Origin of the sequence: Kitasatospora sp. NPDC090091, from assembly GCF_044747365.1 — a bacterium.
In the GTDB taxonomy this organism is placed as follows: Bacteria; Actinomycetota; Actinomycetes; order Streptomycetales; family Streptomycetaceae; genus Kitasatospora.
Genome location: NZ_JBIVDY010000018.1, coordinates 85,887 through 98,524, shown reverse-complemented (window position 1 = coordinate 98,524; position 12,638 = coordinate 85,887). Strand labels below are relative to the sequence as shown.

8 protein-coding genes are annotated in these 12,638 nt (G+C 73.6%); 4 read left to right on the top strand and 4 right to left on the bottom strand.

The window, feature by feature from the left end:
* Window positions 1-27: 27 nt before the first annotated feature.
* Window positions 28-393, top strand: coding sequence for a DUF742 domain-containing protein (locus tag ACIPSC_RS28320; RefSeq protein ID WP_400829332.1), 366 nt, complete (start codon window positions 28-30; stop codon window positions 391-393).
* A 3-nt stretch (window positions 394-396) separates the two neighbouring features.
* Window positions 397-1,044, top strand: coding sequence for a GTP-binding protein (locus ACIPSC_RS28315; protein ID WP_400829171.1), 648 nt, complete (start codon window positions 397-399; stop codon window positions 1,042-1,044).
* Between the two features lie 122 nt (window positions 1,045-1,166).
* Here ACIPSC_RS28315 and ACIPSC_RS28310 read toward each other — a convergent pair whose 3' ends face one another.
* The 3 genes from ACIPSC_RS28310 to ACIPSC_RS28300 form a co-directional block, all read right to left on the bottom strand.
* Window positions 1,167-1,964: a serine hydrolase gene (locus ACIPSC_RS28310; protein WP_400829169.1), complete on the bottom strand. Its 798-nt coding sequence runs from the start codon at window positions 1,962-1,964 to the stop codon at window positions 1,167-1,169.
* A gap of 167 nt (window positions 1,965-2,131) precedes the next feature.
* A complete protein-coding gene (locus ACIPSC_RS28305) occupies window positions 2,132-3,037 on the bottom strand; it encodes a leucyl/phenylalanyl-tRNA--protein transferase (RefSeq protein ID WP_400829167.1) in 906 nt (301 codons plus the stop codon).
* Window positions 3,034-6,606, bottom strand: a complete 3,573-nt coding sequence (locus tag ACIPSC_RS28300; RefSeq protein ID WP_400829165.1) for an amino acid adenylation domain-containing protein — start codon at window positions 6,604-6,606, stop codon at window positions 3,034-3,036. The genes ACIPSC_RS28305 and ACIPSC_RS28300 overlap by 4 nt, the downstream gene beginning before the upstream one ends.
* Before the next feature lie 331 nt (window positions 6,607-6,937).
* Between ACIPSC_RS28300 and ACIPSC_RS28295 the strand changes: the two genes are divergently transcribed.
* Window positions 6,938-10,123: a putative bifunctional diguanylate cyclase/phosphodiesterase gene (locus ACIPSC_RS28295; RefSeq protein ID WP_400829163.1), complete on the top strand. Its 3,186-nt coding sequence runs from the start codon at window positions 6,938-6,940 to the stop codon at window positions 10,121-10,123.
* Window positions 10,124-10,228: 105 nt separating this feature from the next.
* Window positions 10,229-11,452 carry an HNH endonuclease gene (locus ACIPSC_RS28290; protein WP_400829161.1) on the top strand — a complete coding sequence of 408 codons (1,224 nt, stop codon included), beginning with the start codon at window positions 10,229-10,231 and terminating at the stop codon, window positions 11,450-11,452.
* 94 nt (window positions 11,453-11,546) lie between these two features.
* On the opposite strand, the gene ACIPSC_RS28285 is transcribed toward ACIPSC_RS28290, so the two are convergent.
* Window positions 11,547-12,512: a DUF4331 family protein gene (locus tag ACIPSC_RS28285; RefSeq protein WP_400829159.1), complete on the bottom strand. Its 966-nt coding sequence runs from the start codon at window positions 12,510-12,512 to the stop codon at window positions 11,547-11,549.
* Between the last annotated feature and the right edge of the window lie 126 nt (window positions 12,513-12,638).

The window sequence follows — 12,638 nt, the reverse complement described above, 5'->3', positions numbered from 1 at the left end:
GAGGACGAGGACGACGGCGCGGAGTCGATGGTGCGCCCGTACACCATCACCCGCGGCCGGACCACCCCCGAACGCGACGACCTCACCCTGATCACGGTGCTGACCACCGTCGAGGACCAGGCCCGCGCGGCCCTGGCCCGGGGCTCCCGCCCCGGGTCGCGCGGGCTGCAGCCCGAGCACCGGCTGATCCTGGACCGCTGCCGCCGCCCGGCCGCCGTCGCCGAGGTGGCGGCCGGGCTGGACCTGCCGATCTCGGTCACCAAGATCCTCCTCGGCGACCTGGTCTCCCACGGCCTGCTGCTGGCCCGGGCCCCCCTCGCGGTGGCCCGGGCCGGCGGGGGCGTCGACCTCGGCCTGCTGACGGCCGTACGCGAAGGACTCCGGAGGCTCTGAACCATGGCACCGACCGCACCCCTCTCCCCGACCTCACCCCTCCCCTCGACCGCGCCGCTGCCCTCCAGCGCGTCCGGCACCCCCAGCGCACCGGCGGCCGTCAAGATCCTCATCGCCGGCGGCTTCGGCGTCGGCAAGACCACCCTGGTCGGCTCGGTCAGCGAGGTCGCCCCGCTGCGCACCGAGGAGTACCTGACCCGCGCGAGCGTGGGCGTGGACGACCTGTCCGGCGTGGACACCAAGGACACCACCACCGTCGCGCTGGACTTCGGCCGGATCACCGTCAACCCCGACCTGGTGGTCTACCTGTTCGGCACGCCCGGCCAGGAACGCTTCTGGTTCATGTGGAACGACCTGGTGAACGGCGCGCTCGGCGGGATCGTCATCGCCGACACCCGCCGGCTGGAGACCAGCTTCGCCTCGATCGACTTCTTCGAGAGCCGGGGCATCCCGTTCGTGGTGGCGATCAACTGCTTCCACGGGCAGAACACCCGCACCTCGGACGAGATCCGGGGCGCGCTCGACCTGGACTCCCAGGTGCCGATGCTGCTCGGCGACGTGCGCGAGCGCGCCTTCGGGCGGGACCTGCTGCTGGCCCTGGTGGACCACCTGATGGACCTCGCCGCCGTCCGGGCCGAGCCGCTCGGCTGAACGGCCGGGGCTCCCGGCCCGGGCCGTCGCCCGGGCCGTCGCCCGCTCCGGTCCTGCGCGGGGTCGATGCCCGCGCAGGGCCGGGGTGGGGCTCAGTGGGGCTCCGTGGGGCTCCGTGGGAATCAGCCTGTTCGACGCGGCGGAGCCGGACGGCTCGAAGGGGGCGGAGGCAGCGGCTGCGCCGTGGCGATCGCGTGCCGGCGCTCCCAGACCGCGGCCGAGATCCGGGCCAGCAACCGGGCAGCCGGGTCGTCCTCGTCCTCCCCGGAGGCCAGCGGCCCGGTGTAGCAGACCGCGAGCAGGTACGGCGGGCAGTCGGGCGGGTGGACCAGGCCGACGCTGTGCCGCGCCCCGGGGATCCAGCCGTTCTTGAAGGCGATCCGCGTCCCCGGCGGCAGGCCCGCCGCCAGGTCCACCCGGAAGGCGTTGCGCTCCAGCAGCCCGAGCAGCTCCGGCTCGTCGGCGACGGACTGCAGCAGACGGACCAGGTCGCGCGCGCTCACCCGGTTCTGCACGCCGGCGTCGCGCGCCGCGTAGTCCTCGATGCCGCGCGGGCTGGCGCTGCCGCTCGCCCCGGCCCGGCGCCAGACCTCGGCGACGGCCTCGGGCCCGACCCGGGCGAGGCAGAGGTTGGTGGCGAGGTTGGACGAGTGCGTGATCATCCGCTCGGCGAGGGTGCGCAGCGGCGCCGACCGGCCGAGCAGGCCCCAGGGCACCGGGTCGCTGTCCCAGTCCGGGTCGTTGGCGAACTCGCCGCCGACGGCGGAGGCGAAGCGGTTCACGACGGGGATCTCGGCGTCGAGGTCCGCCCCGCTGCGGTGGAGCGCCGCCAGGACGGCCACCTTCATCGTGCTCGCCGCGTCGTGCAGCTCGTCCCCGGCCCGAACGAACACCGGCTCGCCGCCCCAAGGTGCCACCACCACAGAAACCATGCCCGCCCCCGTTCCCGGGCGGCACACCACGCAAACCGACCGGGCTCGGCAGTGCCCTCCCTCGCCCCGGTGCCACTTGGCAGCGGCGCTGCCGGGCAGAGTGGTGGCGGCGCGGCAAAGTGGTGGCCGCGCCCCGGGGAGAGGCGCGGACGCCGTCACCGCCTGCGCCGCCTGCGCCCCGCGCCGCCACCCGGCCCGCCGCCCGCGCGGCTCCTCGACCTGCCGCCCGACGTGCCCAGGCGGGCGGCGGGGAGGGCGTCCGGGGCCGGCGGGCGGACGTCGTCCGCCGGGGCGGCCAGCTCGGCGAGGTAGCGCCGGCGTTCGATCGGGACGGCGCCCAGGGCGCGGACGTGGGGCGTGTCCCACTGGGCGTCGAGCAGGCGGCCGCCGGCCGCACCGAAGCGGTTCGCGAGGTCCGCGACCGCGACCCGGGCCGCGTCGGGGCGGCGGTTGAACATCGAGTCCAGGCTCAGCACCGGCCCCGCGCGGACGCCGAAGACCCCGCCGATCAGCTCCTCCCCCTCCCAGACCTCCGCACTGTGCGCCGCGCCGCAGTCGTGCAACCGGCGCAGCGCATCGCGCAGCTCGGGGGTGAGCCAGACCGGCTCGCGACCGTCCGCACAGGCCGCGACGACACGCTCGAAGGCGCGGTCGGCGCTGGTCCACCAGGCCAGGCCGTTGCGCAGCCGCCGGGACAGCCGGCTGCCGATGCGCACGCCGTCCGGGGCGATCACCGGGCGCGGGTCGGGGGACCACCAGGCCAGCGCGTACGGGTCGTCCTCCGGGGAGGCGGTGCCGGGCAGCAACGCCACCTCACCCGAGGCCACGGCCTCCTCGAACCGGGCCTCGTTGAAGGCGCTCGCCAGTTCGTCGGCGGCGGGCATCGGGAAGAGCCCGCGCCGGTAGGCGGCCAGCAGCACGTCGGGGCCGAGGGCTCCCCCGAAGGCCACCGGAGCGTCCCCGGGTGCCCGCGCCAGGTCGAGTCCGGCGAACGCCCGGCCGTCGCCCGGGCCGTGCGCCGCCCCGTCGGAGGCCCCGAGCGCCCCGGGTGCCCCGCTCACCGCTGCACCATCCCGACCGGCGGGGCCAGGAAGCCCTCCGCCGTCAACTGGTCCAGGTAGTGGTCGAGCAGCGCGTCGTCGACCGCCGGCAGGGCGATCCCGCTTCCCGTCAGCGCCCGTTCGGTGTTGGCCCGGTCGAACAGCGGGAAGGTCGGGCGGAAGTACATCTCGCTGATGGAGAGGTCCGTCCCCGGGCTGCGGTCGACGAACAGCGGTACGAACGGGGTCATCGGGTGGGTGGGGTGCCGGGCCGCGAACCGGACCAGGTCCTGGACCCAGGCGTCGTACGGGACTTCGTCCACCGGGTGGCCGCGCGCCCGCAGCCGCTCGGCGAGGTCGGCGAGGACGGCCGGGCGCGGCGAGGTGATGTGGTAGACCTCGCCGATCGCCGGGGCGTGGGCGGCGATGTGGGCGACCGCCCGGCTGAACCGGTCGGCCGGCACGAAGTCGAGCAGCAGCCGGACTTCCGGGCAACTCCCGCTGTCCACCATGTACTTGATCAGCGCGCAGATCTCCGTCCCGGTGTTCATCACGCCGGTGGTCAGATCGCCGGTGACGTCGTTGGTGCGCAGCACGGTGACCGGCAGTCCGGCCGCGGCCGCGTGGTGCAGCAGTTGCTCGGCCACCCACTTGCTCTCCACGTAGCCGACGGCGAGCTTCTCCGGGTAGGCGAGCGGCGTCCGCTCGGTCACCTCGGCGACGCCCGCGGGGCCGAAGCCGGCCAGCACGGCGAGGGTGGAGAGGTAGTGCACCGGGATGCCGCGGCTGTGCCCGGCCAGCCGGACCACCTCGCGGGTGCCGCCGACGTTGGGCCCGCGCAGCTGGTGGTACGGGTAGATGAAATTGACCTGGCCGCCCAGGTGGTGAATGGCGTCCAGGCTCTCGGCGAGCGCCTCGAAGCGGTGCTGGCCGAGGCCGAGCAGCGGCTCGGCGAGGTCGCCGACGAGCGGGACGACCCGGGTGTCGGCGAGGTCGTGCCGCAGGTAGCGCTGCTGCGCGGCGCGGATCCGCTCCAGGGCGTGCTCTTCGTCGGGCGCGCGGACCAGGCAGTGGATGCGCGCCCCGGTGGTGTGGAGCAGCTCGTTCAGCAGGTGGGCGCCGCAGTAGCCGGTGGCACCGGTGAGCAGGATCTCGGCCGGTTCGGCCCGCGAGGGGGCCGGGCTCCAGGACTGGCGTACGGGGGTGCCGAGTTCGGCCTCGGCGGCCCAGTCGACGGCGGCCTCGCCGAGGCCGTTGCGCCCGGCCGCGCCGGCCCGGGCCGCCTGGGTGGCGGCGGCGAAGGCGCGCAGGGTGGAGTCCCGCAGCAGCGAGCGGGTGAGGAAGCGGATCCGGGTGACGTCGATGCCGAACATGATCCGGGCCCGCGCGAGCATCTCCATGGCCAGTAACGAGTTGCCGCCGAGCACGAAGAAGTCGTCGGCGGGGTGGACGTCCTCGACGCCGAGCAGTTCCGACCAGAGGTGGGCGACGGCGGGCTCGATGGCGCTGCCGCCCCCGTACGGGCGGGCCCGGGTGCCGTCGGCGGCGCGATCCCCGTCGAGCGTGCGGTCGCCGTCGAGGGCGCGGTCCGCGTCGGCGCGCTCTCCGTCCGGGGCACGCTCTCCGGTGTCGCCGCGGGCACCACGGGCGGCACCGCCGGCGCCGGTGGCGTCCGCGGCCCAGGTGTCCTCAGAGCCGGGCGCACGGCGCTGGAGCCGCGGGGTGGCGTGGGGCAGCCGGCGCCGGTCGATCTTGCCGGCCGGGGTGAGCGGCATGGTGTCGAGCAGCACGAAGTCGGCCGGGACCATGAAGTCCGGCAGCCGCGCGGCCAGGTACTCGCGGATGTGCGAGCGCCGCGCGTGGGCGCCCGAGCCGCCGCGCCCGGTGAGCGTGTAGTACGCGGTGAGGACGTGGGCCCCGTCGTCGCTGCCGTCGGCGGCGACGCGGGCCTGCCGGACGGCCGGGTGGCCGGCCAGCACGGACTCGACCTCGGCCGGGTCGACCCGGTAGCCGCGGACCTTCACCTGGTCGTCGAAGCGGCCCAGGATCTCCAGGTTGCCGTCGGCCCGCCAGCGGCCGGCGTCACCCGTGCGATACATCCGCTCGCCGGGCGAGGCCGCGTACGGGTCGGGCAGGAAGCGTTCCGCGGTGAGCCCCGGCTCCCGCCAGTAGCCGCGGGCGAGGCCCGGCCCGCCGAGGTAGATCTCGCCGCGCTCGCCCGGACGCACCGGGCTGAGCCGGGCGTCCAGCAGGTGCACCCGCACCCCCGGCAGCGGCCGCCCGATCGGCACCGGCGCCGCGCCGACGCCGGCCCCGGCGGCCGCGTCCAGCACCGCCGGGGTGACCTCGCAGAGCGTGGACGTCACGGCCGCCTCGGTCACCCCGTAGGCGTTGACCAGCCGGACCCCGGGCAGCCGGGTCAGGCAGGTCCGGCAGTCGTCCGTGTGCACGGTGTCACCGCCGACCACGACCAGCCGCAGTCCGGGCGGCGGCGGACCGCCCTCGGGGAGCAGGGCGAGCACGTGGTGCCAGTACGCGGGCGTGAGGTCGGCGACGGTCAGGCGCAGCTCCCCCATCCGGTGCACCAGCTCGGTCGGCGCCCAGGTGCGGGCTCCGCCGAGGACGAGGGTGGCGCCGCTGACCAGGGCCGCGAAGACCTGTTCCAGCGAGGTGTCGAAGCCGAGCGCGGCCATCTGCAGCACCCGGTCCCGCGAGGTGAGGCCGTAGGCGCGGACCACCCGGTCCAGGGTGAAGACCAGGGAGCGGTGGGTGACCGGCACGCCCTTGGGGGTGCCGGTGGTGCCGGAGGTGTAGATCAGGTAGGCGAGGTCGTCCGGGGCGGCGGCGTCCGGCAGTCCGTCCTCCCCGTCAACATCAACGCCCACGTCCGGGCCGCCCGCATTCGGGCCACGTGCATCCGGGGTGCCCGCGTCCGGGGCGCCCGCGTCGGGGGTGCCCGCGTCCGGGGCGCCCGCGTCCGGGCCGAGCACCACGACACCCGGATAGCTCTGCCCGCGGCCGCCCACCGCCACCCGGGCCCGGCAGTCCTCGACCAGCTGGGCCAGCCGCCGCTGCGGGTGCGCCGGGTCCAGCGGCAGGAAGGCGCCACCGGCCTTGAGCACGGCCAGCCAGGCCGTCACCAGGTCCGGCCCGCGCTCCAGGCAGACCGGCACCACCTGCTCCGGCCCGACCCCGTGCGCCCGCAGCGCCCCGGCCAGCCGGTCGCTGCGGACGTCCAGCTCGCGGTAGGACAGCCCGCCGTCCTCGGCCAGGATCGCGACCGCGTCCGGGTCGTGCGCGGCACGCGCCCGGAACAGCCCGTGCACGGTGTCCGCGAAGCCCGCGCGCGCAGGCCCGCGGACGGGCCCGGCCGGCCCGGAGAACCCGAGCCCGCCCCAGCGCCACTCGCGCTCCACGTACCCGAGGCACTCCGCGTGCCCGGCCGGGCCGAAAACCGTGACCCAGCCGCCCGGCACGGTGGAGTCACCGGACCAGATCGCATACTGACCGTCTTCGTTTCGCACCACGGCGTGACGACCGGAACTCGTGTCCCCGCGTGCGCCGTGTGCGCTGTCGACTGCATCATCCACCGGCTTGACCTCGTGCTGTGGCGGCAGAATGCTGGGAGGTGCGACATTTCCGACTATACGCACTCATGGCCCGTTTCGATCGCCCGGCCGAAAGCCACCGGACGGACAGGGCCGCTGCCCGAAGCCCGGTCACGCACCGCGCCCGGCAGGCACGGGAGCTGACCGGTCCGGGGTCCGACAGGCAACCGCCTGGCGGCCACCGCACCCGGCAGCGACCGCACCTGACGGGCACCGCACCGGGTGAGGGGAGCTCCGCTCCGCTTCCCGACCCGTCCGACCGGGCGGGTGGTCCGAGGACCGGCGGAGTGGTGTCGCGGAGGAGGTAGCCTCGTTGACACGTCGGCGACAACGCCTGATGGTCTGTTACCTGTCGTGGATGGTGCTGTTCACCTGCATCTACTACATCAACCCGACCCAGCGGATCATCTGGTGGACCGGCATCGGCCTCGGCAGCGTCGCGGCCATCGTGGTCGGTGTGCACCTCAACCGCCCGGCGCACGCACTGCCCTGGTACCTGCTCGCCCTCGCCAACCTCAGCTTCACGGCGGGCGAGGTCGTCCAGGTCATCCAGATGCAGTTCCTGCACCTGGGCAGTCCCTTCCCATCCGTGGCCGACGGCTTCTACCTGGCCGAGTACCTGCTGTACGCGGCGGGCGTGTTGGCCTTCATCCGCTGGCGAACGGCACATCAGGACCGGGCCGGAGTGCTCGACGCGCTCATCCTCACCATGGGCCTGGCACTGCTGGCCTGGATCTACCTGATCCTCCCGTACGCCCGGAACCCCGACCTCACCTGGTTCCAGAAGGCCGTCTCGATCGCCTACCCGCTCGGCGACGTGGTCGTGCTCGCCCTGCTGCTGCGCCTGCTGGTGCCACGCGGCGGCGGCGGCCGCGCCCTGCAGCTGCTCGCCGTCGGCACGGTCGGCCTGCTGATCTCCGACATCCTGTACGGGCTGATCCTGCTGCACGGCAACTGGCACATCGGCACCCCGGTCGACCTCGGCTGGGCCGCCTTCTACACCGCCTGGGGTGCGGCCGCCCTCCATCCGTCGATGGTCGAACTGACCAGACCCGTGCCCAGTCAGCAGGTCGACATCACCCCCGGCCGGCTCGCCCTGCTCACCCTCGCCTCGCTGATCGCGCCGACGATCCTGATCATCGAGTCGATCAACGGCAACACCAGCAACGCCGGCGTGATCGGCGCCTTCTCCGCCCTGATCTACCTGCTGGTGCTGGCCCGGCTCGCCGTCGTGGTGGTCGCCCGCCGGCAGGCCGTCGCCCGTGAACGGGTACTGCGCGAGGCCGGCGCCTCACTGACCGCGGCCGTCACCGTCGAGGAGGTCGCCGACGCCGTCCAGGCCGCCGCCTCCACCCTGATGCCCACCGAGCCCGGCCACGTCGCCCTGCTCGCGGTCAGCGAGGCCGGCGTCCTGCACGTCCGGCACGCCGAGCGCGGCCCCACCCAGCACACCCTCGGCAACGGCCCCGGCACGGGCTCCGCCTCGGACTCCGACGAGGTGCTCGCGCTCGCCGCCGTCCGCGAGACCCGTTTACTGCCCGTCGAGGAGATCGGCAGCGACCTCGCCGTCCGCTTCGACGGCATGCCCTCGGCCCTGCTCTGCCCGCTCACCCTGGCCGAGCGGCCCTCCGGCGACCCGCTGATCGGCGCGCTCATCGTCACCGGGACCGAGCAGGAGCTCACCAACCTCTGGGGCTCGCTGGAGATCCTCGCCGCCCAGGCCGCGCTGGCCGTCGAGCGCGTCATGCTGAGCCAGGAGGTCAACCGCCGCAACAGCGAGCTCTACTTCCGCACCCTGGTGCAGAGCGCCAGCGACGTCATCCTGATCCTCAACGCGGACGACGGCGTCCGGTACGCCTCCTCGTCCGCCGAGCGCGTCCTCGGCTACCCCGACCTCGACGGCGTCCTGATCACCGACCTCGTCCCGCCCGAGGACAGCCGGGCCGTCGGCAGCGCGCTCGCCCGGATGCGCGGCCTGGACGGCGTCACCGACGGCCGCGAGCAGCAGCGCGAACACTGGCGGCTGCTGCGCCACGACCGCACCCCGATCGAGGCCGAGGTGCGCTGCAACGACCTGCGCGGCGATCCGACCGTCGGCGCCCTCGTGCTCACCCTGCGCGACGTGACCGAGCAGCGCCAGATGGAGCGCGAGCTCACCCACCGCGCCTTCCACGACTCGCTCACCGGGCTCGCCAACCGCGTCCTCTTCCAGGACCGCGTCGGCCACGCCCTCTCCCGCAGCGAGCGCAGCGGCGCCGTCACCGGCGTGCTCTTCATCGACCTGGACGACTTCAAGGTCGTCAACGACACCCAGGGCCACGCGGTCGGCGACGAGCTGCTGGTCGCCGTCTCGCTGCGGGTCTCCACCGCGCTGCGCACCTCCGACACCGCGGCCCGGCTCGGCGGCGACGAGTTCGCCGTCCTGGTCGAGGACGCGATGCGCCCGGCGGACGTCGGGGCGATCGCGGACAGCGTGCTGGCCGCCTTCGCCGAGCCGTTCAAGCTGAGCGCGGGCGCCGTCCGGGTCGGCGCGAGCATCGGCGTCGCCACCACCGAGGACAGCGTGGACGCGACCGAGCTGCTCAGCCACGCCGACCTCGCGCTCTACTCCGCCAAGGCCGCCGGGAAGCGCCAGTGGTGCCACTACCAGCCCGCGCTCCAGGCCGGCCTGGTCGAACGGCACGAGCTGAACGAGAACCTGGACACCGCGATCGCCGAATCCGCGTTCAAGCTGTACTACCAGCCGATCGTCGACCTGGCGAGCGGCGCCCTGGTCGCCTTCGAGGCCCTGGTCCGCTGGCCGCACGACCGCCGCGGCATGGTCCTGCCGGACGAGTTCATCGCGCTCGCCGAGGAGAGCGGCCAGATCGTCCCGCTCGGCGCCTGGGTGCTGGAACGCGCGGCCCAGGAGGCGGCCGCATGGCACCGCCTGAGCGCCGAGCCCCGGCTCGCCCAGGGCCTGCCCCCGCTGCGGGTCAACGTCAACGTCTCGGCCCGGCAGTTCCGCGACGCCGGCTTCGTCGACGTGGTCCGCGGCGCCGTCCGCACCTCCGGCATCACCCCCGACGTGCTCGTCCTTGAGCTGACCGAGTCGGTCCTGATGCGCCGCGACGAACGCGTCCACACCGACATGCGCACCCTGAGCGAGCTCGGCGTCGGCATCGCCATCGACGACTTCGGCACCGGCTACTCCTCGCTCTCCTACCTGCGCGAGTTCCCGATCTCCATCCTGAAGATCGACAAGTCCTTCATCGACGGCCTGGGCCTCTCCCAGCAGCAGTACGCCCTGGTCGAGGGCATCACCCGGATCGCCGACACCCTCGGCGTCCAGGTCATCGCCGAGGGCATCGAGAACACCGAGCAGCGCGACCTCCTCGCCGCCATGGGCTGCCCCCTGGGCCAGGGCTACCTCTTCGCCCACCCCCTCACCCCCGACCAGGCCCGCCGCCTCATCACCGACCACTCCCCCCTCACCACCCCCGCCCCCCACCACACCTGATCCGTCCCGGTAGCTGCGGGACGGTAGCCACCCGTCACCTTCGGTCCAACTCCGTTGTCAGTGCGGACACCTATGCTCAGACGGAGTCCTAGACCGAGGAGACGTGTGAGCATCGACGACCTGACTGACGCGGACGCCGTTCAGACCGCACTCAAGGAGTTCGACAGCCTCGGTCAGGAGGCCTTCCTCAAGCGCTACGACTACACGGAATCGGCCCAGTACTTCGTCCAGCACGGCGATCGCCTCTATGACGCCGAGGCCATCGCCGGGGCGGCCCACGGCTACCAGCACCCGGAGCACGGGCCGTTGACCGAGCACGAGTTCCACGGCGACCCCGCACCGGCGACCGTGGCCCTGCAGCAGTTGGGCTTCACCGTGGTGGACGGGCAGCCCGCCACGCTTGAGGAGGAGCTGGCCTGGCGGCTCACCATGTGGCGTAATCTGCAGGCCCGCCAGGACGCCGACGGCCTGTTGACCGCAGGCGAGGTCCGGGCGGTCCGGGCCTACGGCGGGCAGCAGGGCATCTGGGTCGACAAGAAGCGGACGCGGCGCCTCGACCCGCAGGGGTTGGCAGTCGGCCTCAAGCACACCGGCGTCGACTACCCCGATGAGATCAACGACAGCGGAGCGCTCTACCGCTACCCCGACACCAACCGCCGGGGTCAGGACAGGGCCGAGATCGACGCCACGAAAACGGCTTCCCAGCGTTCGCTGCCGGTGTTCCTGATCTCCGAGCGGGGCACGCGGCGCGAGGTCCGCCTCGGTTGGGTCGCCGGCTGGGAGGACACCAGCGGCCAGTTCTACGTCAGCTTCGATGCCACGCCTCCGCAGCAGCTCCTCGACCGCGACCGTTCCGACGATCACCCTTTCCAGTTGGAGGGGAATCGGCGCCGGACGCGCTCGGGAACGATCACGAGCCGACCCGATCAGGCGAAGTTCAAGGTCGAGGTCATCCATCGCTACGGCTCGCGCTGCCCGTTCTCGGGCATCGCGGTGCCCGAAATGATCGAAGCGGCCCATCTGCGCCCCGACGCGGAGAACGGGAGTTCCGACTCCCGCAACGGCCTCCCCATGAATGCAGCACTTCATCGGGCCTTCGACGCTCAGCTGTTCGCCATCCACCCGGACACCCTCCAGGTGATGGTCCGGCCTCAGGGCCCCAGCCTGGCCGAGCTCGGGATCATCGAGCCGCAGCTGACGCTGCCCAAGCTGCCCCACAAGGAGGCCTTGGAGTGGCGCTACGCGAAGTGGCTGAAGGCGAACAAGATGACCGCGACCGACGCGGTCCCGCCCGCCATCGCCGTCGCCGTCGCCGTCGCCGTCGCCTGACCGTCCTGCCAGGTGGGCCGCGCATCGGGCCTCTGATCGGCAGTCGAAAGCGATCAGACGCCCGGTGCCCGGCGCCCACCAACCAACCATGACGTCACGGGGCCGGGTGGGGGTGGCCGAGGTGGGGGAAGGTGGGGAGGAGGTCGGTGTGCGGGGGGATGTGGTCAGAGGTGATCTTGCCGCCGGAGACCATGGCGAGGCGGGCCGAGGTCACGTCGTCGCTGAGGGTGCGGCCGTTGGGGTAGGCGGCGGGGCGGGAGCGGTCGTAGCGGAGGATGTCGGGCAGGACGAGCTTGAGGGTCTCGGTGGCGGCCGCGGTGGTGTAGTCGCCGGTGTGCTGGAGGACGGCCGTCCAGGGCTCGCGGTAGGTGTCCCAGTCGTCGGCCGGCTCGCCGGCGTTGTAGGCGTCCTTGACCTCCTCGGCGTTGAAGTAGGCCGTCAGGGAGGGGTGGGCGCCGCGGTCGACGGAGACCAGCTGGCCGTCCTGGTGCAGGCTGACGCGGGCCCAGACGCCGATCACCGGGTCGGGGCCGAGATCGGCGTCCGGGACTTCGAGGGCGATGCCGAAGACGTTGGCCTCGGCCATCGCGTCCTTGCCGGTCCAGGTGAAGTTGTTGACGATCCCTTCGAGGTCGGCGAAGAAGGGGTCGCTGCGCAGGCCGACGGAGAGCCTGCGGTCGTCCGCGTCCACGACGTCGGGCGCGTCGCCGAAGGCCACCGGCACGTCCGCGAAGACCACCTCGCCGGTCGCCTCGTGCTTCTGCGCGGCGGTGCCGGTCGCGCGGTGGACGGTGACGGTCTGTCCGCCGGTACGGGAGCCGGCGAAGGTGAAGGAGTAGGCGACGTCCGCGCGGTTGTCGCCGTCGCTGTCGATGTTGATGCGGTAGACGGCGTCCGGGTGGAACTCGGCGGCCTGGGTGGGGGCGTAGGGGTTCACGTCCATGATGAGGACGGTCCGGCCGGGGGCGTCGGCGGCGGGGAAGGCGAACAGGTCGGTGAGGTCGAGCCGGGCGTCGCCCCGCGGCGAGCGGAGGTTCGGACCGCTGAGGTGGTGGGACATGGCGCTGCGCTACCTCGTCTCTGTGGCCCCCCTGGGTGTGCCGGCACGCACTGTGGTACCAGCGCGGCCGGTCCGGGAGGGGGAGGCGCGCTTGATCGTCCGCCCGCCGGCCCCGTACGGGCGGCC